We start from the raw sequence: 26134 nt of genomic DNA on the forward strand, positions 1-26134 counted from the left end.
GTCGGGCGTCGGAACGTGGTTAATCAGGCCTTAATGGCTGCAGGCCAAGGTCAGGCCATGCGCTCGACCCTCGCCGTCACCCTAGCCCTGCTGACAGCCCTTACCGTGCCCGCAGTGGCGGGCGCTCAGGCGCGGCTATCCATGGAACGGCCAGGGGCAGCCGCCCTGGGACTGCGGGGCGCCGAGGAAAACCGGCAAGTCGCCGGGTCGGCCGCTGGCGAAACACCGGTGGGGGCCGAGAGCCCGGCGGTATCACCCCCGGTCGACCTTGGACTAAGGCCCCTGGCGGGGCCGGTGCTGATGTCGACCCCGAGGGTCCCCGACGCCCTGGCCTGCCGGACCACCTGCGCCCAGAGCTATTACTTCTGTCTGGCCGGAGATGGATCGGACGAGTGCGCCCAGGTCTGGGGCCAGTGCCGGCTGGGCTGTGGTCCTGGCGCTGCCGGACCCGCCGCCTGACACCGCCGACAGCGGTCAACGCCCAGATCGGTGGCGACGGGCTCAATTTCGATGCTTCTGGCCAACCTTACCCACAGATCATTGGCTTCAGGGCGTACCTCGGCCTAGAATGACGCCTGTCAGTTTCGCGTACGGAGTCGCATGTCACAGGTCGCCATTCTTAACGTGGGAAAGCGCGCCCAGACCAAGGTTCAGAACAGGACCGCCATTCTCGACGCCGCCCGCGAGGTGTTCGGTGAGATGGGCTATGAGCCCTGCACCGTCCGCGACATCATCCGACGGACAGGTCTCGCCGCCGGCACCTTCTACAACTACTTCAAATCCAAGGAAGAAGTGTTCGCCGCCCTGGCCGATGATGGGGCCCGGCGGTTTGCCCCGATCCTGAAATCCCTGCGCAGCCAGAACGCCGACTTCGACAGCTTTGTCCGCGCCGCGCTGATGGCCTATTTCCGCTTTCTCGCCGACGAGCACCAGCAGTGGGCCGACCGCCAGCCGGCCGAGGATCATCTGCAGGTGCGGGGCCAGACCCCGGAAATGGAGGCGGTGTTCAGCGAGGTGCGCGCCGCCATCCTCGATGAAATCGCCCGGGGCGGGGCACCGGCGGCGGACGCTGACTATCTGGCCGGTGCCTGTATCGCCATTGCCCGCGAGGTCGGCGACCAGATGCTCCGGCGCAGGCCCGTGGACGTGGAAGGTGCCGTGGCCTTTTCCACTGCGCTGATTCTGTCTGGCCTGAAGGGTCTGCCCAAGGCCCAGTCCTCTCAATGATCAGGCTCAGACCTTGATGCGTGCCCTGATGGTTGAGGCCCTGGCCGCCGACTATGGCGGCTGCGTCCTCAAAGAGATCGTGACCCCTGCGCCGGGCCCCGGCGAGGTCCGGGTCCGCGTCCGGGCTGCTGCGGTCAATTTCCCCGACCTGCTACAGACCCGGGGCGAATATCAGCACAAGCCGCCCCTGCCCTTCATCCCCGGCATGGAGATCGCCGGCGAAGTGGACGCCCTGGGCGAGGGCGTTGAGGGCTTTCAGATCGGCGAGCCCGTGGTCGGCGGCGCCCGCATCGGCGGCTTTTCGGATTTCGCCATCACCCCGGCGGCTGGCCTACGCCGCAAGCCTGAGCGGCTCTCCTTCAGTCAGGCGGCGGGCTATGCCACGGCCTATCTCACCGCCTATGTCTCCCTGGTGCGCCGGGCCCGGGCCGAACCTGGTGAGTGGCTTCTGGTCCATGGGGCGGCCGGCGGCGTCGGCCTGGCGGCGGTGGATCTGGGCCGACATCTGGGGCTGCGGGTGATCGCCGCCTCGGCCTCCGACGAGAAGCTGGCCATGGTCGCCTCTGACTATGGTCCAGAGGCCACGGTGAACGTCACCGGCGGCTTCCGTGAGGCGGTCAAGGCCATCACCAGCGGCCAGGGCGCCGACATCATCTATGACCCTGTGGGCGGCGACGTGTTCGATGAGAGCGTGCGCTGCATCGCCTTTGATGGCCGGCTCTTGTCCATTGGCTTCACGTCCGGGCGGTTGCCGGTGCTGCCGGTCAATATGGCGCTGATCAAGGGCTTCTCCCTGATGGGCGTCCGCGCCGGCGAGTATGGGCGCCAGTTCCCCGACAAGGGCCGCGAGAACCAGGCGGCGATCTGGGCCCTGGCCGAGTCCGGCGCGGTTACCCCCCGGGTGCACGCCGAATATCCCCTGGCTGACTGGCGGGCCGCCTTCGACAGCCTGGCCCTGCGCCAGGTGGTGGGCAAGGCCGTCATCCGCCCCGATCTCTGAGGGCTCGCGCCGTCGACCAACCCCGGCCAATTGAGGCCCGATTGACCTTTTCGGCCGAGGAGCGGTTGACGGGGCCCGGTGGTTGGCGTATCTCCGCGCCTCGTTTTTCTGACCTGGAGCCAACAACGTGAAGCGGACATATCAGCCGTCGCGACTCGTGCGTAAGCGCCGTCACGGCTACCGCGCGCGCATGGCCACCAAGAATGGCCAAAAGGTCATTCAGCGCCGCCGCGCCAAGGGCCGTAAGCGTCTGAGCGCCTAAGGGCCTTAGCTGAGCGGTAGAAATTGAGGTGTCGGCGTGACCGACGCCCCTATCAAGATCGAACGCCTGCGTAAGCGACCAGACTTTCTGGCTGCTGCGCGGGCGTTTTCGTGTGCCCGCGGTGCTGTGGTCGTCCAGGCCCGCAACCGTGAAGACCAAGCCCCGCTGGTCCGGGTGGGCTTTACTGCCACCCGCAAGGTCGGCGGTGCCGTCGTTCGCAACCGCGCCAAGCGGCGCATGCGGGCGGCCGCCCATGCCCTTTTGCCGACCTTGGCCAAGCCTGGATTCGACTATGTTCTCATCGCCCGAAGCGGCGCGCCGGTGCGAGCCTGGCCGCGTTTGCTTGACGATGTGAAAAGCGCGCTGATAAGCCTCGCGGCCGAAAGCGAGCGGCAGGCGGGCCCGTCTGCGACCGCAACCCCTCCTTCGCCCTGAGCGCGCTGACTCCATGCAAAATGACAACACCCGCAACACGATCCTCTTCGTGGTCAGCGCGATCATCGTCCTGGTGGTCTATCAGTTCCTGGTGATCGAGCCGGCGGCCAGACGCCAGCAGGCCGAGGCCGCCCGCCTGGCGGCGGCAGAAGCCCCTGCGGACCCTGCAGCCGGCGCGGTGGGCAGAGACCCTGCCTTGCCCGGTGCGCCTGCCCAGATGGCCGATCGGGAGACCGTGGTGGCCAGCACGGCCCGGGCTCAGGTGGCGACCCCGTCCTTGACCGGCTCCATCGCCCTGCGCGGCGCACGGATCGATGATCTGTTCCTGAACAACTACAAGGTCAGCGTCGATCGCGGGGCTGAGTCAGAGGAGCTTCTGCGCCCCGAGGGGGCGGAGTTTGCCTGGTTTGCCGAGTTCGGCTGGACCGGCGCCAATCTGCCGGGGCTACCGACCCCCGATACCCGCTGGGCCCTGGTGGATGGTGAGACCCTGACGCCCACCACCCCGATCACCTTGCGTTACGCTAACGGCCAGGGCCTGACCTTCACCCGTCAGATCGCGGTGGACGAGCGTTACATGTTCACCATCACCGACACGGTGGCCAATACCGGTGCTGGCCCTGTGACGCTCGCCCCCTATGGCTCGGTGCAGCGCCAGGGCATCCCCAGCGACCTGGGCAAAAACCAGATCGTTCACGAGGGAGCTGTCGGCTGGCTAGGCGAGGAGCTGCGCCTGGTGAAATACAACAAGTGGGCCAAGGAGGGGGGCCCCGAGGTCACCTCCAAGGGCGGCTGGCTGGGCATCACCGACAAGTACTGGCTCGCGGCCCTGATCCCCGAACAGGATGAGCAGCTCAAGGGCGAGTTCCGCGTCACCCGCGCCGGGCCAGTGGAAATTTTCGAAGCCAACTATGTGGGCCAGCCGCGCACCATTCCCGCAGGTCGCCAGATCAGCGAGACCACCCGCTTCTTCGCCGGGGCCAAAACCGTTCCCGTGCTGCGGGCCTATGAGCGTGATCTGAATATCCCCCGGCTCGATTCCGCCGTGGACTGGGGCAACTTCTGGTTCCTGACCCGTCCGCTGTTCGACTTCCTGAACTTCATCTACAAGCACGTCGGCAATGTGGGCCTGGCGATCCTGGCCCTGACCGTGGTGGTGAAGCTGGTCTTCTTCCCGCTCGCCAACAAGAGCTACGAGTCCCTGACCAAGATGAAGAAGGTGCAGCCTCAGATCGAGGAACTGCGCGCCAAATACAAGGACGACCCGGCGAAACAGCAGCAGGAGCTCCTGGGCCTCTACAAGTCCGAGAAGATCAATCCCCTGACCGGCTGTCTGCCCATGCTGCTGCAGATTCCCGTCTTCTACGCCCTTTATAAGGTGCTTACCGTCACCATCGAGATGCGGCATGCGCCCTTCTATGGCTGGATCGAGGACCTTTCGGCTCGGGATCCGACGACGATCTTCAACCTGTTCGGGGCCATTCCCTGGGATCCGGCCCTGACCCCGATGATCGGTGGCTTCCTGAACGGGCCGCTGCACCTGGGGGTGCTGCCCCTGCTCTATGGGTTCACCATGTGGCTGACCACCGCCATGAACCCGCCGGCCACCGACCCCATTCAGCAACGCATCTTCCAGCTGATGCCGATCTTGTTCACCTTCATCATGGCGCCGTTCGCCGCCGGCCTGCTGATCTACTGGATCTGGAACAACGTGCTGACCATCGGCCAGCAGTACCTGATCATGCGGAAATTCCAGGTCGATAACCCGATCGACAGCCTGATCGCCCGGTTCAAGACCAAGAAGGTCGCCGAGTGAGCGACACCGACGACCTTTTCGACGCAGACGCCCTGGAGGCGGCCCGGATCCTGTTCGCCCGCAAGGCAGAGTTCATGATGGGGGCCGTCGCCATGGACGGTCTGCCAGCACCGGACCTGCCGGAGGTGGCCTTTGCCGGTCGCTCCAATGTGGGCAAGTCGTCCCTGATCAACGCCCTGGTGGGTCACAAGCACCTGGCCAGGGCCTCCAACGCCCCGGGCCGCACCCGGGAGGTCAACTTCTTTGTCCTGGACGAACGGCTGCGCCTGGTGGACCTGCCCGGCTACGGCTTCGCCCGGGCCTCGCGCTCTGAGGTCAAGAAATTCCAGAACCTGGGTCGGGACTACCTGCGGGGCCGACCCAACCTGAAGCGGGCCTATCTGCTGATCGACGCCCGCCATGGGCTGAAAGAGGTCGACGGCGAGCCCATGGACGCCTTCGACAAGGCGGCAGTGTCCTACCAGATCGTGCTGACCAAGGCTGACAAGCTACGGCCGGCTGCGGTCGAGGCGGTGCGCCAGCAGACCGAGGCGGCCATCGCCAAGCGGCCGGCCGCCTTTCCCAGGGTGCTGGCTACCTCTTCGGAAACCGGCGCCGGCATGGCCGAACTGAGGGCCGAGATCGCGGCCGCCTGCGCCATCGCCCCCTGACCCCGGCTCAGGGGCGCTTGACGGTCTCTCCGCCCTTCATCACGAACACTGGGGCCTCCAGCAGGGTGACATCGGCCAGGGGGTCGCCAACCACCCCCACCATATCGCCCCAGGCACCGGGCGCCACGACACCCACCTGGCCCGCCTGGCCCAGGGCCTCGGCAGCGTTCACCGTTGCGGACTGGATCGCCTGCAATGGGGTGGCGCCGTACCTGACCATGACCGCGAACTGGCGGCCGTTCTGGCCATGGGGAAAGACGCCGGCGTCGGTGCCATAGACCATCTTCACCCCGGCCCGGAGGGCCTTGCGGAAGTTCTCCCGCTGGATCTCGGCGATGTCGCGGTCCTTGCGCAGATTGTCCTCCAGCACGCCGTTCTTGCGCCCCTCGGACTGGGTGTACTCGGTATTGTAGATGTCCATGCTGAACCAGACCCCGTGCTCCCGGGCCAGGCGGATACCCTCATCGTCCACCAGGCTGGCATGCTCGATGGTGTCGACGCCCCCCAGAATAGCCGCCCGGATTCCGGGTGCCCCATGGGCGTGGGCGGCGACCTTCATACCGGCCATCTGGGCGGCTTCGGTGACCGCCTTGATCTCATCGATAGCCATCTGTTGGGCACCCGGCTCTGAACCCCGGGAGAACACCCCACCGGTGGCGCAGATCTTGATCACCTGAGCCCCGTACTTGCGCAGGGTCCGCACATTGCGTCGGGCCGCCTCAGGGCCGTCAGACACGTAGGGGCTCTTTTCGTCCATGGACGGCGGGAAGAAGGTGGAGTCGCAGTGGCCGCCTGTGGCGCCAAAGGAATAGGCGGCCGAGACGATCCGGGGTCCAGGGATATGGCCCTCGCTGACCGCCTCGCGCAGACCGACATCGCCGTAGAATTCCGAGCCCAGGTTCCGCACCGTGGTGAAGCCGGCCTCCAGGGTGTCCTTGGCGTTACGGACGCCCACAGCCGTCCAGAAGGCGTCGGAAAACTGCAGATAGCTGTAGCCCCCATAGACCGGGCTCGAGGTCAGGTGGACATGCATGTCGATCAGGCCAGGCAACAGGGTCACCCCAGGCAGGTCCAACTGTTCGACCTCCGGCGGGGTCGGCAAGGGCTGGGTTCCGGAACCCACATGGACCACCTTTCCGTCCGTGATCACCACCACGGGATCAGCCAGCATGCGCCCGGTGACCGGGTCGAGCAGGTGGGCGGCCCGGACCACCACCGTCTGCGCCTGCGCAGCACAGGCGATGAAGCTGAGCGCCGCGGCACCCAGGAGGCGGTTGCGAAGACGATTCTTGTCCATGGTCATGTCCCCCGACTCGCGAGCCCATATTGGCCCTCTGATGGGCATAAGCGTGCGGCGGGCCGGCGTCGATTCGAGATTCATGCCTTGCCGGGGCGATCTGGTGGGCGCTGAAGCGGTGGGCACCGGGTGACAGGGTCGCCGCTGTCGGCTATCGGGGCGATCCAGGATCAGGGAGCCGCCGACACGTGACCGACACCCCCGAAGAGGAAGGCTGGGCCACTGCCCGCACGCTGGCCGAGGCCCTGCCCTTCATTCAGCATTACGACCGCGAAACCGTGGTCATCAAATACGGCGGCCACGCCATGGGCGAGGAGTCGGTGGCCAAGCTGTTCGCCGCCGATGCGGTGCTGCTGAAAATGCTCGGGGTGCACCCGGTGGTGGTGCACGGGGGCGGACCGCAGATCTCCCGGATGCTGGACAAGGCCGGGGTGAAGTCGAGCTTCGTGGACGGTCTGAGGGTTACCGACTCCGCCACCATGGAAGTGGCCGAAATGGTGCTGTCAGGTGCCATCAACAAGGAAATCGCCAACTGGATCACCCTGGCCGGCGCAGAAGCCGATGTCCGCGGGGTCGGCCTGTCGGGCAAGGACGCCCGACTGATCACGGTGGAAAAGGCCGTGCGGACCCGCAAGGACCCCGACAGCCAGATCGAGCAGGCCGTGGACCTCGGCTTCGTCGGCGAGCCCACCAAGGTTGATCCGAAGCTGATCGAAGCCCTGATCTATGCCGATGAGGACTATGTCCCGGTGATCGCCCCCATCGGGGTCTCCAAGGACGGCGAGACCTATAACATCAATGCTGACACCGTGGCCGGGGCCCTGGCCGGTGCCCTGCGGGCCAAGCGAATGCTGCTGCTCACCGACGTGAAGGGCGTGCTCGACGTCGACGGTCAGCTGATCCGGCAGATGAACGTCGCTGAAGCCCGGGAAGCCATTGCCTCAGGGGTCGCCACCGGCGGCATGATCCCCAAGCTGGAGACCGCGATCAATGCGGTGGAGTCCGGGGTGCAGGCCGTGGTGATCCTGGACGGCCGGCGTCCCCATGCCATGCTGGTGGAGCTGTTCTCCGAACACGGTGCCGGCACTCTGATCTCGGCATGAACATCGACCTCACCCATATCGACACCTGGCTGTTCGACCTGGACAACACCCTCTACCCGGCCGAATCCGGGTTCATGGGCGAGGTCGAGACCCGGATGACGACCTTTGTGGCCAAGGTCACGGGACTGCCCTCCGACCAGGCCTACGCCCTGCAGAAGCGCTACCTGGCCGAACACGGCCTGACCCTGCGTGGGCTGATGCTCGACCACGGGGTAGACCCGGCCGACTTTCACGCCCTGTTCCACGACCTGTCCCTGCATGTCCTGGCCCACGACGCCGACCTGCTGGAAGCGCTGGAACGCCTGCCGGGGCGCCGACTGATCTTCACCAACGCCGACGCCATCCATGCCGAGCGGGTGCTGTCGCACCTGGGGCTGCATCATCTGTTCGACGATGTGTTTCACATCGAGTCCTTCGGCTTTCGGCCAAAGCCCGATCCCGGCGCCTTTACGGCCATGCTGGACGCCCATGGCATGACCCCGCAGGCCACGGCCTTTTTCGAGGATTCCGAGCGTAATCTCGCGCCAGCGGCCGACCTTGGCATGACCACTGTACTGGTGGGCGCCCACGCGGCGGCGTCCCCTGCGCCCTTCATCCACCACCGCACCGAAAAGCTGGCGCCGTTCCTGGCGACCGCACGCCTGAGGGAGACCCGCCCATGACCGCCCTGACCTTTGATGATCTGAAGACCGAGATTGAAGCCGCCTGGGAGGCCCGGGACGGGATCTCTACCGCCACCAAGGGGCCGGTGCGCACGGCAGTGGATGAAACCCTGCGCCTGCTCGATGAGGGCCGCCTGCGGGTGGCCGAGCGGGGGGACGATGGCCAGTGGGAAGTTCGCCAGTGGGCCAAGCAGGCGATCCTGCTGTCCTTCCGCCTGAACCCCAACAGCGTCATGCACGCCGGCCCCCCAGGTCCCTATTGGGACAAGGTGCCGACCAAGTTCGACGGCTGGGACGCCCCGCAGTTCCAGGAGGCCGGCTTCCGGGCCGTCCCCGGCGCCGTGGTGCGTCGCGGCGCCTATGTCGGCAAGAATGTGGTGCTGATGCCCTCCTTCGTGAACATCGGCGCCTATGTGGATGAGGGGACCATGGTCGACACCTGGGCCACGGTGGGGTCCTGCGCCCAGATCGGCAAGGGTGTGCACATTTCCGGCGGGGCCGGCATTGGCGGGGTCCTGGAGCCCCTCCAGGCCAATCCCACCATCGTCGAGGACGGCTGCTTCATCGGGGCCCGTTCCGAGGTGGCCGAGGGCGTCATCGTCCGCGAGGGCGCGGTTCTGTCCATGGGGGTCTTCATCACTGCCTCCACCAAGATTGTCGACCGCAAGACCGGTCAGACCTATCGCGGCGAGGTGCCCGCCTATTCGGTGGTGGTGCCAGGCTCCCTGCCCGATCCCCACGGGACCGGCCCGTCGCTCTATTGCGCCGTGATCGTCAAGACCGTGGACGCTCAAACCCGGTCGAAGACCAGCGTCAACGAGCTCCTGCGCGACTGATCGGGCAGGCGGGCCTCAGGACGCCATTGCGACAGGGCGCGACGATGGCTAACTGCTGACCTATGAGCAGCCTCGATCCCGTCCGCCTGACCCAGGACCTTATCCGCCGTCCTTCGGTGACCCCCGCCGACGCTGGGGCCATGGACGTGTTGCAGGCCGAACTCGACAAGCTCGGCTTCACCTGCCGCCGCATGCGGTTTGGTGAGATCGAAAACCTCTATGCCCGCTGGGGCAGCGCCCGACCGAACCTGTGTTTTGCCGGCCACACCGATGTGGTGCCGGTGGGCGACGCGAACGCCTGGAGCCAGGACGCCTTCGCCGCAGAGATCGTCGACGGGGTGCTGATCGGCCGTGGCGCCGTGGACATGAAGAGCGCCCTGGCCGCCTTCGCCGCCGCCGCCGCCGCCGCCTTGGCCCGCGGGGAGGTCCGTGGCTCCTTGTCCTTCCTGATCACCGGCGACGAGGAAGGGATCGCCCACGACGGCACAAAAAAGGTCGTGGAAGCCCTCATGGCCGAGGGCGAAGTCATCGATCACTGCGTGGTGGGCGAACCCACCAGCGCTGAGACCTTCGGCGACATGATCAAGATCGGTCGCCGGGGCTCGATCAATGCCGAGATCCTCGTGGAGGGCCGCCAGGGGCACGTGGCCTACCCCCACAGGGCCGCCAATCCTGTGCCGGTCCTGGTCCGCATCCTGGCCGCCCTGGACGCCCATGTGCTGGATGAGGGCTATACAGGCTTCCAGCCGTCCAATCTGGAGATCACCACCGTCGATGTGGGCAATGCCGCCACCAATGTGATTGCGGCCCAGGCCAGGGCGCGGGTGAACATTCGCTTCAATCCCACCCATACGGGCGCCGACCTCGCCGCCTGGATCGAGGCCGTGGCCCAGGCTCAGGGTCAGGGCTTTGGCGGCAACGTGCGGGTCACCCCATCCATCAGCGGAGAGGCCTTCCTGACCGCGCCTGGGGATTTCACCGATCTGGTCGCCGCCGCAGTCCGTGACGTGGCCGGCCGTGATCCGGAGCTATCCACCACCGGCGGTACATCTGATGCACGCTTCATTCGCGCCCTGTGCCCGGTGGTAGAACTCGGCCTGGTCGGCAAGACCATGCATGCGGTCGATGAGCGCGCGCCTGTTGCTGAGATTCGCGATCTGCAGGCCGTCTATGAGCGTCTGATCGCCCGCTATTTCGCCAGGTTCGGCGCGGCTGCGTAGCTGACCCCGACCAGATAGAGGCCGGTGGCGGGTGCCACGGGGCCGCACGCACGGCGATCCCGCGCCGCCAGCGCCTCGCCCACATCTGCGGCGCTCCAGCGTCCCAGCCCCACTTCGGCCAGGGTGCCGGTCATAGACCGGACCTGTCGGTGAAGAAACGAACGGGACGCAAACTCCAGCACCACCGCCTCGCCGTCGCGGCACACCCGGGCCACATCCAGGGTCTTCATGGGCGATTTGGCCTGGCATTGCAGGTCACGGAAGGTGGTGAAGTCATGATGGCCCACCAGAACCTGGGCGGCGGCATGCATGGCCTCAGCGTCCAGCGGCTTCTTCACATGCCAGACCCGGCCCCAGTCGAGGGCGGGCGGCGCCGTACGATTGAGAATGCGATAGATGTAATGCCGCTCGGTGGCTGAAAACCGGGCATGCCAGCGGGGATCCTCCATGAGCTCGGCCGAGAGGATGGCGATAGGCTGGGGCACAAGGTGGGCATTGAGGGCGTCGCGGACCACCTCGGCCTTCCAGGCCTTGTCCAGGTCCACATGCACCACCTGGCCGATGGCGTGGACGCCGGTGTCGGTGCGCCCAGCCGCCTGCAGCCGCAGATCCTGGCCACAGAACCCTTTCACCGCAGCCTCGATGGCACCCTGCACCGAGGCCAGTCCGGCCTGGGCCTGAAAGCCTCGATAGGGTCGACCATCATATTCGACGATGAGCTTGTAGCGCGGCATCAGAGGAGCGTCGTCCCGGCCGGCAGGGGAAAGCCGCGCAGGAACTCCTCTGCGTCCTGAGGTCCGCGCCCTTCGCGCTGCAACCGCAAGAGCCGGACAGCGCCCTCCCCACAGGCCACCAGCAGTCGATCGTCCAGCACCTCGCCTGGGCCCCCGACGCCTTCCTCGCGGACGCAGGCGAGCACTTTGACCCGCACAGGGCCCTTGTCGCTGGGGGCTTCGAACCAGGCGCCCGGGAACGGTGACAGGCCACGGATCTGGCCATCGGTGCGGCTGGCTGGCCGCGGCCAGCGGATACGCGCCGCCTTGGGGCCAATCTTCTTGGCGTAGGTGACGCCGTCCTCAGCCTGGGGAACCTCCACGGCGACCCCGGCTTCAATCTTCGGCAGGGTGTCTACCAACAGCGCGGCACCGGCTTCCGCCAGCCGATCGTGAATGTCCCCAGCGGTGTCCCGGGGGCCAATCCTGACCGTGGCGGTGGCCAGCACCGGGCCCTCGTCGAGACCTTCGGTCATGCGCATCACCTGGATGCCGGTGATCTCGTCGCCGGCCATCACGGCCCGCTGAATGGGTGCAGCGCCCCGCCAGCGGGGCAGAAGCGAGCCATGCAGATTAAAGGCACCGAGCCTCGGGGCCTCCAGCACGTCCCGGGTCAGTATCTGGCCATAGGCGACCACACAGGCGGCATCGAGGTTGAGGGCGCGAAAGGCGGCGATCTCATCAGGGTCGCGCATGGAGGCCGGGGTGCGAACCTGCAGGCCATGGTCCAGGGCGAAGGCATGGACCGGAGAGGGCTTCAAAGTCTGGCCGCGCCCCCGGGGGGCCGGGGGCTGGGAATAGACACAGACGATATCGTGGCCGGCCGCCACCAGACGGGCCAGGGCGACGACGGCGAAGTCAGGGGTTCCGAGAAAGGCCAGGCGCATGGACGCCGTTTACCCCGCCCCGTAGGGTGCGCAAAGCCGGGGGAGTGATCTGTGTTGCGGCATCGCTCTTTGGCGGCTTCAGGAAAAGAGGAAACCCCAATGCGCAAGACCCTGACCATGACGGCCGCCGCCCTCGCGGCCCTGGCCCTGGCGGCCTGCACCGAAGCTGAACAGGCCGAAGTCGAAGCCAATGTCGATGATGCAGCCGCTGAAGCCTCACAGGCCGCCTCTGACGTGGCCGACGCGGCAGAAGAGGCGGGCTCTGACGCGGCCGCCATGGTGGAGGGCGCGGCCCAGGAGGCCGGTGCAGCCATGCAAAAGGCCGGCGAGGACCTGAGCGACGCCGCCAGCGACGCGGAAAACTGATCAGACCCGTCTGAGACTCTCCGAGGGCGGTTCGCGGTGCGGGCCGCCCCCAGGGATCTTTGACCGGGATCAGGCGGCGCGAATCTGCTTCTTGACCTTGGCCACGGCGCGGTCGCGCTTCAGGCGCGACAGATGGTCGATGAACAGCACCCCCTGCAGGTGGTCCATCTCGTGCTGGATGCAGACGGCAAACAGCCCCTCTGCGTCCTCCTCCACCAGATCGCCCTGATAGTTGAGGTAGCGCAGCTTGACCTGGGCCGGGCGATCGACCTCGTCATAGATGTCTGGAACCGACAGGCAGCCCTCCTCATAGGGGGCGGTGTCGTCTGACGACCAGAGAATCTCAGGATTGACGAAATATCGGGGCTCACGCGGCTGATCTGGGCCAGCCAGGTCCATGACAATGACCCGCTTGGGCACACCGATCTGGATCGCGGCCAGGCCGATGCCCGGCGCGTCGTACATGGTCTCCAACATGTCATCCATAAGGGCGCGCAGATCGTCGTCCACGGCCTCGACCGGCTGGGAGACCTGTTTCAGGATCGGATTTGGGACCGTCAGGATTTCGCGGATAGCCATTCCCCGGAGGTAAGGGGCCGGCTGGCGAGCGTCAAGACCAGCCCGCTGCGCCTGACATCAGCCCTCGTCGCCCACCGCCCGGATTCGCGGGGGCGGGGCCTCGGCCTCCAGCTTGGCCAGGGGGCGGACGGCCGTCTCAATGGGGGTCAGCTCTGGAATGTCGCGGCCCTCATGATCGACCTTAAGGTCCTCAAAGCGCCGGGCCTGGGTCAGGACTTGGCTCTCCAGGGACCCGACCATCTGGTTGTATTTTCCGACCGCCTCTTCCAGCTTTTTGCCCACGGCGGCAGCATGTCCGCCCATGACCGATAGCCGCTTGTAAAGCTCCCGGCCGAGCTTGGAGATCTCCTGGGCGTTGGCCGCCTGCTCTTCCACCCGCCAGCCATAGACCACCGCCTTGCACAGGGCGAACAGGGTGGTGGGGGTCACCACCAGAACCCGGCGGTCCATGGCCTCGCTCATCAGGTCCGGTGCCCGATCCAGGGCTGCGGCCAGGAAGCTGTCGCCGGGAATGAACATGGCCACGAAGTCCGGCGAGGCGGGAAACTGATCCCAATAGGCCTTGGCCGACAGGCTCTGCATATGGGCCCGCACGCTCTGGGCATGGCGGACAAAGCAGGCCTCGCGCACAGCGTCGTCTGTGGCCTCCTGGGCGTCGAGGAAGGCATTGAGCGAGCACTTGGCGTCAATGACAAACAGGGCGCCCCCAGGCAGACGCACGGTGACATCGGGACGGCGGCGACCCTCGTCGGAGTCGGTGGCCACCTGTTCTTCGAAGTCGTAGCGGTGCGACAGGCCCGCGGCCTCCAGCACATTGCGCAGGGTCTGCTCCCCCCAGCGGCCCTGGACGCCCGCCCCCCGGCGCAGGGCGGCCGAGAGTTTGCGCGCCTCTTCCTGGGTGGCGGTCGAGGCGGTCAGGAGCTGGGCGATCTGCGCCTTGAGACCGCCGGTCTCTTCGGCCCGGGTCTTTTCCACCGCCGTGACCTGTTCCTGAAACTTCGCCAGGGTTTCGGCCACAGGCTTCAGCTGCGCCTCAAGCCTGGCCTGGGCCAGTTGCTCGCGGTTGCGGAAGGTTTCCTCGGTTCGCTTGAGCAGGGCCTCGGCCACCACATTGGCCGACTGGGCAGCCTGGTTGCGCAGGATTTCAGCCTGTGCCTCGGACTGGGCCCTGAAGCTGCGAAGCTCGGCCTCAGCATTGGCGCTCTGGTCGCGCAGGGACCAGTACTCACCCTGCAGACGGTCGGCGCGGCGGCGCTCCATGATCGCCCAGGCAAACCCGACAAGGGCCACGACGGCGCAGACCACGACCGCAATCAGGGAAGCATCCAGGTTCATGGTCCGTTCTTAGCCGGAGTCGGCGACTTGGGCCAGGGGGGCTCAGGCCGGGCGGCGCGCCCGCAGGGCCTGGGCGATGGTGCCGTCGTCCAGCCAGTCGAGCTCGCCCCCCACCGGAACGCCGCGGGCGATCATGGTGATGCTCACGCCACAGGGTGCCAGCCGTTCGGCGAGATAGTGGGCTGTGGTCTGGCCATCCACCGTGGCTGGCAGGGCGAGGATCACCTCGGTCACCTCCGGCGCCCCCGCCCGCGCCAACAGGGAGCCCACCCGCAGGGCGTCTGGACCGACCCCGTCGAGGGCTGAAAGCAGGCCGCCCATCACGTGGTAGCGCCCACGGAAGGCGCCGCCCCGCTCCATGGCCCAGAGTGCGCCCACCTCTTCCACCACGCAGATCATGCCGGCCTCCCGTTCGGGATCGGCACAGACGGCGCAGGGATCGCGGGTGTCCAGGGCCCCGCAGGTCGAGCAGGTCTTCACCCGCTCGGCAGCGTCGGCCAGGGCCTGGGCCAGGGGCGTCAGAAGCTGTTCGCGGCGCTTGAGCAGGGCGAGCGTCGCACGCCTGGCCGAACGCGGCCCCATGCCGGGCAGCTTGGCCAGCAGCGTGATCAGCCGCTCGATCTCAGGTCCGGAGGAGGCGGCCAAGGGGGGCGATCAGAACTTAGGCATGCCAGGCAGGCCCATGCCGGCCAGGGGGCCAGCGGCCTCACGCATAACATCGGCCTGCATGGCGTCGAGCTTGCGCTTGGCGTCTGCATGGGCAGCCACCATCAGATCCGACAACACCTCGCCCTCGCCGGGTGCCAGCAGGCTCTCATCCATGACCACGCCGGCCAGTTCGCCCGAGCCGCGCAGAGTCAGCTTGACCATGCCCCCGCCAGACGTGCCCTCCACCGTGGTCTCAGCCAGACGGGCCTGGGCGTCGGCCAACTTCTGCTGCATGGCCTGGGCCTGCTTCATCAGGGCGCCAAGGTCCTTCATGGGCTCTAGTCCTCTTCGGTTTCGCTCTCGTCCTCGCCGCTCGGCTGGACGTCGGGTTGGGCCTGGGCGCGGATGCTGAGGATCTCGGCACCCGGGAAGGCCGTCATAACTGAACGGATAAAGGGATCCTGCTCAATCCGCTCCCGGGCTTCGCGCTCCTCGCGCTTCTGTTGCTCCCAGCGGCTCTCGGCACCGCCGCCGCCCTGGGCGACGATCAGCCAGGGCTGGCCGGTCCACTCCTTCAGTCGTCCCGCCAGACGCTGGATCAGGGTGTTGGGCGAGCCCGGTGCCGGTTCAAACTCAATGACACCCGGGCGGAAGGCGATGGGACGGACAAACCGCTCCACGTCCAGGCGCAGGGAAATGTCGCGCTTCTGTTCGATCAGCGCGACGACGTCCTCGAACCGGCGCAAGGTGATCTCTGGGGCGGCCTGGGGCTGAGGCTGGGCCATCTGCCGGGCTACGGCGCTGGCACCACCGCTGGAACCGCCGCCCCCGCCGGCGGAGGGACCAGGTCCCCCTGGCAGGGGCTCGCCAGCCTGCAGCTTCTTCAATGCCTCTTCAGGGCCAGGCAGGTCGGCCGCATAGGCCAGGCGGATCAGAGCCATATCCACAGCCGCCGCCGGATCAGGGGCGCGGCGCACCTCCTCATGGGCCCGGAGCAGGATCTGCCAGACCCGCGACAAGGTTCCGGCCGACAGGGCGGCGCCGATGGCGGTCAGGCGTCCAGCCTGCTCCTTGGGCATGATCAGGGCCTGGGGGCCGACGGCCTTGGCCACCGAGGCGGAGTGGCAGTGCTCCAGCAGGTCGCCCATGACCTGGGCCGGATCAGCGCCATAGCCGTAGAGCCCGCGGAAGGTCTCGATGGCCGGGCCGGCCTCGCCCTTCATGACCTGCTCGAACAGGGAGATGGTCTGCGCCCGGTCGGCCAGGCCCAGCATGTCGCGGATTGAGGTCGCGCTCACCGTCTGGCCCGACTCGGCCTGGACGATGGCCTGGTCGAGCATGGACTGGGCGTCCCGCACGGAGCCCTCGGCCGCCCTTGCGATCAGGGTCAGGCCCTCGGCCTCGACCCGGGCCCCCTCGGCGGCACAGATCATCTCCAGATTCTTGACGATCACCTCGGGCTCGACCCGGCGCAGGTCAAAGCGCTGAGTCCGCGACAGGATGGTCACGGGCACTTTGCGGATTTCGGTGGTGGCGAAGATGAACTTGGCGTGGGGCGGCGGCTCCTCCAGCGTCTTGAGCAGGGCGTTGAACGCCCCGGTCGAGAGCATGTGAACCTCGTCGATGATGTAGACCTTGTAGCGCGCCTCGACGGGGGCATAGCGGACCCCATCCAGCAGTTCGCGCATGTCGCCCACGCCTGTGCGGCTGGCGGCGTCCAGCTCCAGCACATCCATGTGGCGGCCTTCGACGATGGCCCGGCAATGGCGGCCATCCTGGGAGAGGTCCAGGGTGGGGGCGTGAATGGCGTCGGTCTCATAGTTCAGGGCCCGGGCCAGCAGGCGCGCCGTCGTGGTCTTGCCGACCCCGCGGACGCCGGTGAGCATGAAGGCGTGGGCGATGCGGCCTGAGGCGAAAGCGTTGCGCAGGGTGCGCACCATCGCCTCCTGGCCAAACAGATCCTCGAAGGTCCGGGGCCGGTACTTCCGGGCGATGACGGTATAGGCCGCGCTCTCCACCGCGGCAGGCGGTGGAGCCGGCGCAGGGTCCCCAAACATGTCCGTCGTATTCGGATCACGCTCGGGCAGATCGGAATCGAGCGTGAGGTCTTCGTCGGCCATGGGCGATTATGAGAGGAAGCGGGTGGAGACCGGACGACGACCCGAAGCGAAACTCGTTACGGCTGCTTCCTTCCGGACCTGACCGGGTTGGCGAGGACTGCGCCCGTCGCCGATCTCCGACTCCAATATCGCGATCGAAAGGGGTGCGCGCAAGCTCGGGCGCAGATAGAAACCGATTCATGCCCCTGACAGCCTTTCAGAACACCTTCGCCGGCAACCCCCTCGACCGCGCCAGCGAGCGCCGGGGGGACGCCGCCTGGCTTGGCGAGATGCAGACCTCGCCCGACTCCCTGACCATCGTTCTCTGGAACGGTAAGCCACTGGTGGAAAAGTCGCCCGGCGGCGGCGTCCAGCTGGCCTATCTGCCCGCCACCATGTCCGATGAGCTGGCAGGGGGAATCGAGCGGCTGCTGTTCATGGGGCTATGGAAGAAGACCGCCGTCTTCGCCGTGGACATCGAGGGTGGCCTCGACCCCGCCGAGGGCACGCTTCAGGGACTGGGGTCATTCGAGGACCTGCGCGCCATGGCCCTGCGCCTGCCGGCAGGTGAGGCCGCGATAGCCGCCACCGCCAAGTCGATGTTCGAATGGCGCCGGCGCCATCGCCACTGCGCGGCCTGTGGCGAGCCCAGCGTCGTCGTCGACGCCGGCTGGAAGCGGCAGTGCCCGGTCTGCAAGGCCGAACACTTCCCCCGCACCGATCCGGTGGTGATCATGCTGCCCTGCCTGGGGGACCGCTGCATGATGGGTCGCCAGGAGGCCTGGCCGCCGGGCATGTTCTCGGCCCTCGCCGGCTTTGTGGAGCCGGGTGAAAGCATCGAGGAGGCCTGCGCCCGGGAGCTGGCCGAAGAAGCCGCCCTGAAGGCGGTCTCCGTGCGCTATCACTCCACCCAGCCCTGGCCCTATCCGTCTTCGCTGATGATCGGCCTGATCGCCGAGGTCGAGGACGACCAGGCCGCCCCCGACCAGACCGAACTGTCGGAGGTCCGCTGGTTCACCCGCGATGAGGCCCGCGACCTCTTGGCCGGCAAGATTGAGGGCGTCTTCGCCCCTGGCCCCCTGGCCATCGCCCACCAGCTGCTCAAGGCCTGGGTCGAGGAAGGAACCAAGGCCTAGGCCGTCATCGCCTGCTGAAGGTGCCGATGGAAGCGCCAGAGCGACTGCTCCAGGTGGCTCAGCGGCCCCGGCTGATAGAACGGGCTGGCGACTCCCTTCTGGACGCCTTCGCAGGCGGGCACATCCTCAAGATGGATGGCGCGTACCTGGTCACGATAATGGGCGACGAATTCGGGGACAGCCGCGAAATCCGGCGATGCGAGCAGGTGGATGCGAAGGGTGAAGCGATCAGCGGCCAGGTCGCTGAGCTCGTACCAGACCCCCAGGGGCGTCTCGCCCTCGGTGAAGAACATCAGGGTCAGCGGGAAGATGGCCGCCACCACGAAGGGCCCGTGGGCCTCATCGGCGGGGGGATTTTCCAGCACGGTGAAAAGATAAGATCCCAGCCCCTCATAGGTGGACAGGCCGGGGTTGGACCGCTGCAGGGTGTCCCGATGGGGGCCGATGTGGTGGTAGGACTCCAGGAAGTTCTCGACCATCACCTTCCAGTTCCAGGGGGACTCGAAGGTCAGCACATCGGCCGTGACCAACCGATGGGGCGCAATCGCCTCGAGCCGATCGGCCAGCCCCCCCAGCTGGGGTGCCAGGGGCGCAGCCTGACCATCCAGATTGACGAAGATCCAGCCGCCCCAGACCTCACTGGCCAGGCGCGGCAGGGCGCAGGACGCCTGATCGAAGACAGCAGAGCGCTCCATTCCGGGGGCGGCTGCGAGGCGTCCGTCCAGATCATAGCGCCACAGGTGATAGGGACAGGTCAGGGCCTTGGCGGACCCTCGCCCCTCCACCACCGGCAGACCCCGATGCCGGCAGACCCGGGACAGGACATGGAGATCACCGCCAACATTGGTGACCACAAGGGGAACGCCGAACAGGTCCGCTGAGAGATAGTCCCCTGGAGCAGCCACATCGCTGACCCGCGCAACCGGCACCCAGCCCTGTTGGAAGACCTGCGCCTGCTCGGCGGCGAACACGGCTTGATCGACATAGGCCTGGCCTGGGAGGGCGAAGGCGCGCTCCGGGCGGTCAGAGACCTTCGCATAGGGATTGTTGTCGAGCGACATGGCGGACCCTCAGCTGTCAGGGACAAGACGGCCTCAGCGCCCCCAACCGGCGAAAGTCTGGCCACAGGGGCCAGATCAGCACAACCCTCAGGCCCGTGCCCGGAACGGATCGGCCGGATATACCCCCAGGATCTCAAACCGCTCGGAGAAGAACTGCAGTTCCTCAAGGGCGAGCGCCAGGCCCCGGTCCTCGGGCCGACCGTCCACCTCGGCGTAGAAGAAGGTCGCCGTCCAGGCCCCGTCCTCCATGTAGCTTTCCAGCTTGGTCATGTTGACGCCGTTTGTGGCAAACCCGCCCAGGGCCTTGTAGAGGGCGGCCGGCAGGTTGCGGACCCGGAACACGAAACTGGTGATGCAGGGGCTGGTAAAGGCTGGCGGTTCCGGTTCCCGGTCCGCCGTCATGACCAGAAAGCGGGTGGTGTTGTGCCGCTCGTCCTCGATGTCGCGCAGCAGAATCTCCAGCCCGTAGATCTCAGCGGCCAGGGCCGGCGAGATCGCCGCCCGGGTGGGATCGGGGTTCTGGGCCAGCATGCGGGCGGCCCCGGCGGTATCGCCCACCGTCTCAGCCTTTAGCCCCAGGCGTTTGACCGTCCTGCGGCACTGGCTGATGGCGATGGCCATGGACTGGACGGTCTTCACCTGGTCCAGGGTGACGCCGGGATTGACCATCAGCTGGAAACGGATCGGCTTGAACTTCTCGCCGATGATCTTCAGGCCAGAGCTGGGCAGCAGGTGATGAACGTCAGCCACCCGGCCGGCGATGGAGTTCTCTACCGGGATCAGGCCCAGCTGGCAGTCGCCGGTCTTGATGGCCTCGAAGGCCTCGTCAAAGGTGGCGTGCGGCACGGGAACATGGCCGGGGAAATAGGTGGCGCAGGCCTCGTGGCTGTTGGCGCCCAGCTCGCCTTGGAAGGCGATACGTCCCTGGCTCATCGAAGTCCCTCAGTCGTGGCCCGGGCGTGGGCCCGGGCGCGTTCCAGATCGGCGGGGTTGTCCACCGAGATGGGCGCTGTGTCGATCACGGCGGCCCAAATGCTCAGGCCCATTTCCAGGGCGCGCAGCTGTTCCAGCCGTTCACGCTGTTCCAGAGGCGAGGGCGGGGCTGCGGTAAAGGCGCTCAGGGCCGCGCGGCGATAGCCATAGACCCCGTGGTGCAGCCAGACCGGACCATCCCCGTAGAGCACAGAGCGGGTAAAATAGAGCGCCCGGCCCCGCCGCCCCTCTGGATGCATGGCCAGCACGGCCTTGGGGATGTCGGGGTTGGACCGCTCGGCGACATCGCTTTCGGCCACCACGATGGTGGAGATGTCGCAGGCGGGCTCCAGGGCCAGCAGGTTTGCGCAATCGGCGATCACCTGGGGCGAGACAAAAGGAATGTCCCCCTGAAGATTGATCACCACGTCGTGACGCCCTTGCGGGTCGAGGGTCTCCAACGCCCGAAGGATGCGGTCAGATCCCGACGGCAGGTCCGGATCGGTCAGCACCGCCTGCCCTCCGGCGGCCTCGACGACGGCAACGATTTCGGGATCACCTGCGGCCACGGCCACGGGACCGATTCCGGCAGCCTGGGCCTGACGCAGCACCCGGACGATCATCGGAACGCCCTCGATATCGGCCAGGGGTTTGCCCGGAAGCCGGGTGGCGGCCATACGGGCGGGGATGAGGACGATGGGCGTCATGAATTCGTTGAGCCTGTGGTCATTGACGCTTGCAGAGAGAGCGACCATCTGGCCGGTTGCACGAGCGCCGGTAGCGTGTAAGAGACGCGGGCGCAATAAGGGGCGGGAGATTCCCGCGCGTATGCCGGTTTCGACGACCGGCCTGAGAAAGGGCCGATTCTAAGACTATGAGCGACCTTACGTTCAACAAGGTCGCCGGCGCAGTGCTGGCGACGGGTTTGGCGGTTGTTGGCCTTCGTGAAGCCTCCGCTGTCGTCTTCGCCCCCCATGCCCCCGAGACCCCGGGCTATGCCATCGCGATTCCCGAAGACACGGGCGGCGCTGCGGTCGAGGAAGCGCCTATCGACTGGGGCACCGTGCTGCCCATCGCCGATGTGGCGGCAGGGCAGGCCTCCTTCGCCAAGTGCATCAGCTGCCATACGATCGCCCAGGGGGGTGCCAATGGCACGGGCCCCAATCTCTGGGGGATCATCGGTTTGTCGCCCGCAGTCCACGCCGGCTATGCCTATTCAAACGCCTTCAAGGATTATGCAGCGGCCAATCCCGTGTGGACCCACGAGGAGATGGGCGCGTTCCTGAATGCGCCTCAGCGTCACATCAGCGGCACCAAGATGACCTTCGTGGGCCTTAAGCGCGAAGAAGAGCTCATCAACGTGGTGGCCTATCTGCATTCCATGGGCGGCTCGCTGCCCTTCCCGGCCCCTGCGCCGGCGGCCCCGCCTGCCGCTGAGGCCGAGGCGCCTGCGGAGGGTGAAGCCGCCCCCGCCGCCGAAGGCGAAGCCCCGGCCGAGGCGCCGGCAGACGCTGCTGCCCCCGCGGCGACCTGAGGCCAGGTTCGACCACGATCGGAAAAGCCCGGCTCACGCCGGGCTTTTTTTGTGCGCCTTGGCTCACGGGACCCGAGGCTCAGGGCCGTCGGTAACCGGTGGGCTCCCCGGAACCTCCCGCCTCAATCCGAGCAATCGCCGTGTTCAACGGCTCGATAGCGACCGCCATATGGTGGGCATTGGCATGGATGATCTGATGGGCGTCCAGCATCATCGCCACATGCCCGCGCCAGAACACCAGGTCCCCCCGCCGCAAAGCCTGCGGATCAGCGGCCTGGACGAAAGCCTGCTCCTGCTGGTCGGTGTCTCGCGGACAGGTGCGTCCACAGGCCAGCAGCGCCTGCATGACCAGGCCCGAACAGTCGAGCCCAAGGCTTTCACGCCCCCCCCAAAGATAGGGTGTTTCCAAGTGACGCTCGGCCACGGCGGCCGGATCCCGGGCGAAGTCCAGACCCACGGGGGCCAGATGGTCCTGTACAAACCACGCGCCGCCAACATCGCGGACAAACCGGCCCTGGGTCTCCACCCCAGCGATCAAGGCGTTCAGGCTGAAGGGCCCCAGGGCGGGCGCCTTGATGCTCGGTGCCTGAAAACCATAGGTCCGCAGGGCACGCACCCGATGGGTCGGGGCAGCGGGCTCACCGAGCGCCTCCAGAGCCACATAACCCACATAGCCATCCCGCCGGGCTTGGCCCCAGGCGAAACCGTGGGCCTCCTCCAGCACGTCGAAGACTTCTCCGAACAGAAGCTGGTCGGCCTGCTCGGCCTCCTGAGCCGGCGCGGTGCGGATCGCGGTGGCCGCCAGGCGGCAGGCCCGCGCCTTGGTTGGGGCATAGCGGGCGGCAGCCACAAGACCCTCAAGCCCGCTTGCCGCGAGATCAGGCCTAGCCAGGGTCAGGCGCGGGTCCAAGGTCATGCGTAGCGGTCCTGCAACAGGCGGAACAACGCCCGGATCGCCATGACCTCCCCCCCCGACGGGACGCCGGGCTTGGCGCGGGGGTTCCAGGCGAAGATGTCCAGATGCACCCAGGCCCCTTCCGGCGCAAAGCGCTGCAGAAACAGACCCGCCGTCACCGCCCCGGCCTGGGCCCAGCCGTCTGGATCATTCTTCAGATCGGCCACATCGCTGTCGAGGGCTTCGACATAGCCCTTCCAGAGCGGGAGGCGCCACAGGGGGTCCTCCACCGCCTCAGCCGCCGCAGAAAGGGCCGCAGCCAGGCCCTCATCGTCGGTCATGAAGGGGGGCAGTTGGGGCCCCAAGGCCACCCGCGCCGCGCCGGTCAGCGTGGCCATATCGATGGTCAGGTCTGGCGAAAACTCCGCAGCCCGGGTCAGGGCGTCGGCCAGGATCAGCCGCCCCTCGGCGTCGGTATTGCCCACTTCGATGGTCAGCCCCTTGCGGGAGTCGATCACGTCGCCAGGCCGCATGGCGTCCCCGGAAATGGCATTCTCCACCGTGGGGGCCAGGACCAGCAGTCGAACCGGCAAGCCCGCCGCCATGACCATCCGGGCCAGCGCCAGGGCGTGGGCGGCGCCGCCCATGTCCTTCTTCATCAACCGCATGCCCGCCGAGGGCTTGATGTCGAGCCCGCCGGTGTCGAACACCACGCCCTTGCCGATGATGGCCACCAGCGGATCGCTCTCCCGTCCCCAGGTCAGTTCGATCATTCGGGGCTCACGGCCCGGGGCCGCAGCGCGGCCTACCGCGTGGACGGCCGGATAGTTCGCCTCCAGGAGCCCCTCACCCGTAATGACCGTAATCCCCGCCCCATGCTGCTCGGCAATCTCCCGGGCGATGGTCTCGATCTGAAGGGGGCCCATGTCGTTGGGCGGGGTGTTGATCATGTCCCGGGCCAGGGCGCAGGCATGGGCCATGACCCGCACGGCGGCGACATTGGCGGTTCTCGCCAACAGGCGGGGGCGATCGTCCGGTTTCTTCTTGTAGCGGTCGAACCGGTAGCTCCCCAGGGCGAAGGCCAGCGCCGCATCATCGGGGCTGATGTCGTCGGGACACCGGACGATCTCATAGGTTCCCCGGGGCAGCTTGGCGGCCAGGGCCCGGACCGCCGAGGCGCGGCCCTGTCCGAGGCCAAACAGCACCCGCTCGGTGGTGCCACGCCCGTCTGGCACCAGCAGGATCTGCCCGGCCTTGCCCTTGAAGTCCTGCACAGCAGCAAGCCCCCGGCCCTGATCACCGAGCTCGGCGAGCGCCGCATCAAGGTCGGCCTCCCGCAGGAGGTAAACCGGGACAATGACGCCCTCGGCGGCGTCCAGGATCAGGTCGGACATGGGGACTGGCCCTTCTGGTTATGCTTAACGCTTCCTTTAAGGCGGCAGGCCCAGAGTGACCCGGAACCTCAGGAGGCTACCCTGGTCATGTGTCGCATGTCGGTCCTCGCCGCAACCGCCCTCGCACTCAGCCTCGCCGGCACTTCGCCCGCCACGGCCTTCAGCTTCAGGGCCAAGCCAGAGACGGCCAAGGTTGAGCCACCCCCGCCGCCACCGGCCGCAGCCTCGCCGAAGGCGACGCCGGAGGCCCGGGCCCTGGCGGCGGGACTCGACCCCCTGGCCCGCGCCGCCTTCTGGGCGCGGGAAGCCAATCTTGACCCCACAGACCTGGACGCGGGACTCGGCCTGGCCCGCGCCTTGAGGGCGCTAGGCCAGGCGACGGAGGCGGCTGCCACCGTCCAGCGATTGGCCGTCCTGGCCCCTGACAATGTGGAGGTGTTGCTCGAACTGACCCGAGCCCATCTGGCCCGCGGTGAAGGCTTCTTTGGTGTTGCCCCCGCCCAGCAGGCGCAGTCGCTTGCCCCCGGAGACTGGCGCGCGCCCTTCCTGCTGGCCATGGCGTTTGAACAGGCCCAGCGTGATGATCAGGCCCTGGCGGCCCACCGCCAAGCCCTGCAGCTGGCACCTGATAACCCGTCTGTGCTTTCCAATATGGCCATGTTCCAGGCGACGCGGGGCCAGGCCGAAGAGGCCGAACGGCTCCTGCGCAAGGCGGCGGCTCTGCCCGGCGCCGGAGCGGTGATCCGCCAGAACCTGGCCCTCATCCTGGGGCTGCAAGGGCGCATGGCTGAGGCTGAGGCCTTGGCGCGCCAGGATTTGCCGCCCCAGCTGGTGGCCAACAACCTCGCCTACCTGCGCAGCGCCAGCCAGGCCGGCAGCGCAAGCGGCGGCTCGGGGCGGTCGTGGAGCTCTGTGGGATCAGCCCAGTAGAGAGCTTTCAGAACAGCCTAGGCGGGTTCAGCTAGGGCCGTTGCCGGTCGCCATCATGTCCATGACCCGCAGCACGGCGGGACCAAGGATGACCAGGAAGAGCACCGGCAGGAAAAACACGATCATGGGCACGGTGAGCTTGGCCGGCAGCTGAGCGGCCTTCTTTTCCGCGGCCGCCAGGCGCAGGTCGCGGTTCTCCTTGGCCATGACCCGCAGGGCCGACCCCAGGGGCGTGCCATAGCGTTCAGCCTGGATCATCGCCGTGGTCACAGACTTGATGCCGGGGTGATTGGTCCGCCGTGACAGGCCTTCATAGGCCTGACGACGCTCGGGCAGATAGGACAGCTCAGCCGTCAGAAGGGTCATCTCTTCGGCCAGCTCGATCGAGGTGCCGCCGATTTCCTGGCTGACCTTCTGGATCGCCGCCTCGATGGACATGCCTGACTCGACGCAGATCAGCAGAAGGTCCAGGGCGTCGGGGAAGGCCAGAACAATGGACTCCTGACGCTTCTGGGCAATGTTGCTGATGTAGATGTTGGGGGCGTAATAGCCGAGGGTCAGCCCGATCATGGTGGCGGCAAAGCGGTGCATTCCGCTGAGGCCGAAATCATCGATAAAAAACAGATAGAACGCCACCGCTGCTGCGAAAGCGAACGGCAGGACGAACCTGAAGAAATAGAAGGTGCTGACTGGACGGGGGCCCCGGAAGCCAGCCTGGGCCAGCTTGTCCACGACCTTGGGATCTTCCAGCAAGCGCGATAGCTGAAGCTGCTCCACGACCCGCTTGTAGAGACCTTCATCGGTCTGGCGCAGGGAGCCGCCCTTGCTCTTGTTGATCGCCTCGCGGGACTTGCGACGCAGTTCCTCGCGGCGGTTGGAGACCGACTTCAGCCGATCCTCCAGCCTGTTGGTCCGCATGAGGGGCACCGCCAGTGTAACCAGGGTGGCAAAGACAAGCACCGCCACCAAGACGGTGAGGATGTTCATGGGGTCGGTAAGGGTGGCCAGGTCCATGCC

At 67.0% G+C, this 26134-nt stretch carries 28 protein-coding genes, 1 other RNA gene and 1 pseudogene; 15 read left to right on the forward strand and 15 right to left on the reverse strand.

Going from position 1 to position 26134, the window contains the following annotated elements; genetic code table 11:
- The first annotated feature begins 57 nt into the window (after positions 1-57).
- The 7 genes and pseudogenes from MH112_RS08490 to yihA all read left to right on the forward strand — a co-directional run bounded on the left by MH112_RS08490 (position 58) and on the right by yihA (position 5390).
- Positions 58-459, forward strand: coding sequence for a hypothetical protein (locus MH112_RS08490; RefSeq protein WP_296566471.1), 402 nt, complete (start codon positions 58-60; stop codon positions 457-459).
- Between the two features lie 141 nt (positions 460-600).
- On the forward strand, positions 601-1227 hold the full coding sequence (locus MH112_RS08495; RefSeq protein ID WP_296566475.1) for a TetR/AcrR family transcriptional regulator: 627 nt from the start codon (positions 601-603) through the stop codon (positions 1225-1227).
- A gap of 16 nt (positions 1228-1243) precedes the next feature.
- The gene (locus tag MH112_RS08500; RefSeq protein WP_296566477.1) at positions 1244-2227 is read left to right on the forward strand and encodes an NADPH:quinone oxidoreductase family protein; all 984 of its coding nucleotides are present in this window, start codon (positions 1244-1246) and stop codon (positions 2225-2227) included.
- Between the two features lie 127 nt (positions 2228-2354).
- On the forward strand, positions 2355-2489 hold the full coding sequence (gene rpmH / locus MH112_RS08505; protein ID WP_293317463.1) for a 50S ribosomal protein L34: 135 nt from the start codon (positions 2355-2357) through the stop codon (positions 2487-2489).
- Between the two features lie 36 nt (positions 2490-2525).
- Positions 2526-3019: pseudogene (gene rnpA / locus MH112_RS08510) on the forward strand (ribonuclease P protein component).
- Positions 2938-4740, forward strand: coding sequence for a membrane protein insertase YidC (yidC, locus tag MH112_RS08515; RefSeq protein ID WP_296566484.1), 1803 nt, complete (start codon positions 2938-2940; stop codon positions 4738-4740). The pseudogene rnpA and the gene yidC overlap by 82 nt, the downstream one beginning before the upstream one ends.
- Positions 4741-4787: 47 nt before the next feature.
- A complete protein-coding gene (yihA, locus tag MH112_RS08520; RefSeq protein WP_296566746.1) occupies positions 4788-5390 on the forward strand; it encodes a ribosome biogenesis GTP-binding protein YihA/YsxC in 603 nt (200 codons plus the stop codon).
- 7 nt (positions 5391-5397) lie between these two features.
- Here yihA and MH112_RS08525 read toward each other — a convergent pair whose 3' ends face one another.
- A complete protein-coding gene (locus MH112_RS08525; RefSeq protein ID WP_296566487.1) occupies positions 5398-6687 on the reverse strand; it encodes an amidohydrolase family protein in 1290 nt (429 codons plus the stop codon).
- A 188-nt stretch (positions 6688-6875) separates the two neighbouring features.
- Here MH112_RS08525 and argB point away from each other — a divergent pair, with 188 nt between their 5' ends.
- The 4 genes from argB (at position 6876) to dapE (ending at position 10508) form a co-directional block, all read left to right on the forward strand.
- Positions 6876-7790 carry an acetylglutamate kinase gene (gene argB, locus MH112_RS08530; protein ID WP_296566490.1) on the forward strand — a complete coding sequence of 305 codons (915 nt, stop codon included), beginning with the start codon at positions 6876-6878 and terminating at the stop codon, positions 7788-7790.
- A complete protein-coding gene (locus MH112_RS08535; protein ID WP_296566492.1) occupies positions 7787-8452 on the forward strand; it encodes a pyrimidine 5'-nucleotidase in 666 nt (221 codons plus the stop codon). The genes argB and MH112_RS08535 overlap by 4 nt, the downstream gene beginning before the upstream one ends.
- On the forward strand, positions 8449-9288 hold the full coding sequence (gene dapD / locus MH112_RS08540; RefSeq protein WP_296566493.1) for a 2,3,4,5-tetrahydropyridine-2,6-dicarboxylate N-succinyltransferase: 840 nt from the start codon (positions 8449-8451) through the stop codon (positions 9286-9288). The genes MH112_RS08535 and dapD overlap by 4 nt, the downstream gene beginning before the upstream one ends.
- Positions 9289-9350: 62 nt before the next feature.
- Positions 9351-10508, forward strand: coding sequence for a succinyl-diaminopimelate desuccinylase (gene dapE / locus MH112_RS08545; RefSeq protein WP_296566496.1), 1158 nt, complete (start codon positions 9351-9353; stop codon positions 10506-10508).
- Here dapE and truA read toward each other — a convergent pair.
- Together truA and fmt are read right to left on the reverse strand one after the other, a co-directional pair.
- Complete coding sequence (truA, locus tag MH112_RS08550) at positions 10478-11242, reverse strand: tRNA pseudouridine(38-40) synthase TruA (protein WP_296566498.1); 765 nt, start codon at positions 11240-11242, stop codon at positions 10478-10480. The genes dapE and truA overlap by 31 nt on opposite strands.
- Positions 11242-12168, reverse strand: a complete 927-nt coding sequence (gene fmt, locus MH112_RS08555; RefSeq protein WP_296566503.1) for a methionyl-tRNA formyltransferase — start codon at positions 12166-12168, stop codon at positions 11242-11244. Before fmt ends, truA begins: the two co-directional genes overlap by 1 nt.
- A 99-nt stretch (positions 12169-12267) precedes the next feature.
- On the opposite strand from fmt, the gene MH112_RS08560 reads away from it, so the two are divergent.
- Positions 12268-12534, forward strand: a complete 267-nt coding sequence (locus MH112_RS08560; protein WP_296566505.1) for a hypothetical protein — start codon at positions 12268-12270, stop codon at positions 12532-12534.
- Positions 12535-12603: 69 nt separating this feature from the next.
- On the opposite strand, the gene def is transcribed toward MH112_RS08560, so the two are convergent.
- The 6 genes from def to ffs all read right to left on the reverse strand — a co-directional run bounded on the left by def (position 12604) and on the right by ffs (position 17335).
- Positions 12604-13113 carry a peptide deformylase gene (gene def / locus MH112_RS08565; protein ID WP_296566508.1) on the reverse strand — a complete coding sequence of 170 codons (510 nt, stop codon included), beginning with the start codon at positions 13111-13113 and terminating at the stop codon, positions 12604-12606.
- A 57-nt stretch (positions 13114-13170) separates the two neighbouring features.
- The gene (gene rmuC / locus MH112_RS08570) at positions 13171-14448 is read right to left on the reverse strand and encodes a DNA recombination protein RmuC (RefSeq protein WP_296566512.1); all 1278 of its coding nucleotides are present in this window, start codon (positions 14446-14448) and stop codon (positions 13171-13173) included.
- Positions 14449-14490: 42 nt separating this feature from the next.
- Positions 14491-15093 carry a recombination mediator RecR gene (gene recR, locus MH112_RS08575; RefSeq protein ID WP_296566517.1) on the reverse strand — a complete coding sequence of 201 codons (603 nt, stop codon included), beginning with the start codon at positions 15091-15093 and terminating at the stop codon, positions 14491-14493.
- A 9-nt stretch (positions 15094-15102) separates the two neighbouring features.
- Complete coding sequence (locus tag MH112_RS08580; protein WP_296566518.1) at positions 15103-15429, reverse strand: YbaB/EbfC family nucleoid-associated protein; 327 nt, start codon at positions 15427-15429, stop codon at positions 15103-15105.
- A 5-nt stretch (positions 15430-15434) separates the two neighbouring features.
- Positions 15435-17216, reverse strand: coding sequence for a DNA polymerase III subunit gamma/tau (locus MH112_RS08585; RefSeq protein ID WP_296566520.1), 1782 nt, complete (start codon positions 17214-17216; stop codon positions 15435-15437).
- A gap of 20 nt (positions 17217-17236) precedes the next feature.
- Positions 17237-17335, reverse strand: an RNA gene (gene ffs, locus MH112_RS08590) — signal recognition particle sRNA small type.
- Positions 17336-17395: 60 nt separating this feature from the next.
- Here ffs and nudC point away from each other — a divergent pair.
- A complete protein-coding gene (gene nudC, locus MH112_RS08595) occupies positions 17396-18331 on the forward strand; it encodes an NAD(+) diphosphatase (RefSeq protein WP_296566527.1) in 936 nt (311 codons plus the stop codon).
- On the opposite strand, the gene MH112_RS08600 is transcribed toward nudC, so the two are convergent.
- From MH112_RS08600 to MH112_RS08610, 3 genes are all read right to left on the reverse strand, one after another.
- Positions 18328-19392 carry an aromatic ring-hydroxylating dioxygenase subunit alpha gene (locus MH112_RS08600; protein ID WP_296566529.1) on the reverse strand — a complete coding sequence of 355 codons (1065 nt, stop codon included), beginning with the start codon at positions 19390-19392 and terminating at the stop codon, positions 18328-18330. The two genes, nudC and MH112_RS08600, sit on opposite strands and share 4 nt — an antisense overlap.
- An 87-nt stretch (positions 19393-19479) precedes the next feature.
- Positions 19480-20325, reverse strand: coding sequence for a prephenate dehydratase (locus MH112_RS08605; protein WP_296566531.1), 846 nt, complete (start codon positions 20323-20325; stop codon positions 19480-19482).
- The gene (locus tag MH112_RS08610) at positions 20322-21071 is read right to left on the reverse strand and encodes a 3-deoxy-manno-octulosonate cytidylyltransferase (protein ID WP_296566534.1); all 750 of its coding nucleotides are present in this window, start codon (positions 21069-21071) and stop codon (positions 20322-20324) included. The genes MH112_RS08605 and MH112_RS08610 overlap by 4 nt, the downstream gene beginning before the upstream one ends.
- A 167-nt stretch (positions 21072-21238) precedes the next feature.
- Here MH112_RS08610 and MH112_RS08615 point away from each other — a divergent pair, with 167 nt between their 5' ends.
- A complete protein-coding gene (locus MH112_RS08615; RefSeq protein WP_296566537.1) occupies positions 21239-21898 on the forward strand; it encodes a cytochrome c family protein in 660 nt (219 codons plus the stop codon).
- A 79-nt stretch (positions 21899-21977) separates the two neighbouring features.
- Here the strand turns inward: MH112_RS08615 and MH112_RS08620 are convergent, their stop codons facing one another.
- Positions 21978-22814, reverse strand: a complete 837-nt coding sequence (locus MH112_RS08620) for a C40 family peptidase (protein WP_296566539.1) — start codon at positions 22812-22814, stop codon at positions 21978-21980.
- Entirely contained in the window at positions 22811-24187 is a 1377-nt protein-coding gene (locus MH112_RS08625) for a leucyl aminopeptidase family protein (protein WP_296566543.1), read from the reverse strand. Before MH112_RS08625 ends, MH112_RS08620 begins: the two co-directional genes overlap by 4 nt.
- 87 nt (positions 24188-24274) lie before the next feature.
- On the opposite strand from MH112_RS08625, the gene MH112_RS08630 reads away from it, so the two are divergent.
- A complete protein-coding gene (locus tag MH112_RS08630; protein WP_296566545.1) occupies positions 24275-25117 on the forward strand; it encodes a tetratricopeptide repeat protein in 843 nt (280 codons plus the stop codon).
- A gap of 27 nt (positions 25118-25144) precedes the next feature.
- Here the strand turns inward: MH112_RS08630 and MH112_RS08635 are convergent, their stop codons facing one another.
- Complete coding sequence (locus MH112_RS08635) at positions 25145-26131, reverse strand: type II secretion system F family protein (RefSeq protein WP_296566548.1); 987 nt, start codon at positions 26129-26131, stop codon at positions 25145-25147.
- Between the last annotated feature and the right edge of the window lie 3 nt (positions 26132-26134).

The organism is Phenylobacterium sp. (assembly GCF_022402485.1).
Lineage (GTDB): Bacteria > Pseudomonadota > Alphaproteobacteria > Caulobacterales > Caulobacteraceae > Phenylobacterium.

Coding starts and splice junctions, on each gene's coding strand:
- MH112_RS08490 (WP_296566471.1), top strand. CDS start 58: ATGCGCTCGACCCTCGCCGTCACCCTAGCCCTGCTGACAGCCCTTACC.
- MH112_RS08495 (WP_296566475.1), top strand. CDS start 601: ATGTCACAGGTCGCCATTCTTAACGTGGGAAAGCGCGCCCAGACCAAG.
- MH112_RS08500 (WP_296566477.1), top strand. CDS start 1,244: ATGCGTGCCCTGATGGTTGAGGCCCTGGCCGCCGACTATGGCGGCTGC.
- yidC (WP_296566484.1), top strand. CDS start 2,938: ATGCAAAATGACAACACCCGCAACACGATCCTCTTCGTGGTCAGCGCG.
- MH112_RS08525 (WP_296566487.1), bottom strand. CDS start 6,687: ATGGACAAGAATCGTCTTCGCAACCGCCTCCTGGGTGCCGCGGCGCTC.
- MH112_RS08535 (WP_296566492.1), top strand. CDS start 7,787: ATGAACATCGACCTCACCCATATCGACACCTGGCTGTTCGACCTGGAC.
- dapD (WP_296566493.1), top strand. CDS start 8,449: ATGACCGCCCTGACCTTTGATGATCTGAAGACCGAGATTGAAGCCGCC.
- dapE (WP_296566496.1), top strand. CDS start 9,351: ATGAGCAGCCTCGATCCCGTCCGCCTGACCCAGGACCTTATCCGCCGT.
- truA (WP_296566498.1), bottom strand. CDS start 11,242: ATGCCGCGCTACAAGCTCATCGTCGAATATGATGGTCGACCCTATCGA.
- fmt (WP_296566503.1), bottom strand. CDS start 12,168: ATGCGCCTGGCCTTTCTCGGAACCCCTGACTTCGCCGTCGTCGCCCTG.
- MH112_RS08560 (WP_296566505.1), top strand. CDS start 12,268: ATGCGCAAGACCCTGACCATGACGGCCGCCGCCCTCGCGGCCCTGGCC.
- def (WP_296566508.1), bottom strand. CDS start 13,113: ATGGCTATCCGCGAAATCCTGACGGTCCCAAATCCGATCCTGAAACAG.
- rmuC (WP_296566512.1), bottom strand. CDS start 14,448: ATGAACCTGGATGCTTCCCTGATTGCGGTCGTGGTCTGCGCCGTCGTG.
- MH112_RS08580 (WP_296566518.1), bottom strand. CDS start 15,429: ATGAAGGACCTTGGCGCCCTGATGAAGCAGGCCCAGGCCATGCAGCAG.
- MH112_RS08585 (WP_296566520.1), bottom strand. CDS start 17,216: ATGGCCGACGAAGACCTCACGCTCGATTCCGATCTGCCCGAGCGTGAT.
- nudC (WP_296566527.1), top strand. CDS start 17,396: ATGCCCCTGACAGCCTTTCAGAACACCTTCGCCGGCAACCCCCTCGAC.
- MH112_RS08600 (WP_296566529.1), bottom strand. CDS start 19,392: ATGTCGCTCGACAACAATCCCTATGCGAAGGTCTCTGACCGCCCGGAG.
- MH112_RS08605 (WP_296566531.1), bottom strand. CDS start 20,325: ATGAGCCAGGGACGTATCGCCTTCCAAGGCGAGCTGGGCGCCAACAGC.
- MH112_RS08610 (WP_296566534.1), bottom strand. CDS start 21,071: ATGACGCCCATCGTCCTCATCCCCGCCCGTATGGCCGCCACCCGGCTT.
- MH112_RS08615 (WP_296566537.1), top strand. CDS start 21,239: ATGAGCGACCTTACGTTCAACAAGGTCGCCGGCGCAGTGCTGGCGACG.
- MH112_RS08620 (WP_296566539.1), bottom strand. CDS start 22,814: ATGACCTTGGACCCGCGCCTGACCCTGGCTAGGCCTGATCTCGCGGCA.
- MH112_RS08625 (WP_296566543.1), bottom strand. CDS start 24,187: ATGTCCGACCTGATCCTGGACGCCGCCGAGGGCGTCATTGTCCCGGTT.
- MH112_RS08630 (WP_296566545.1), top strand. CDS start 24,275: ATGTGTCGCATGTCGGTCCTCGCCGCAACCGCCCTCGCACTCAGCCTC.
- MH112_RS08635 (WP_296566548.1), bottom strand. CDS start 26,131: ATGGACCTGGCCACCCTTACCGACCCCATGAACATCCTCACCGTCTTG.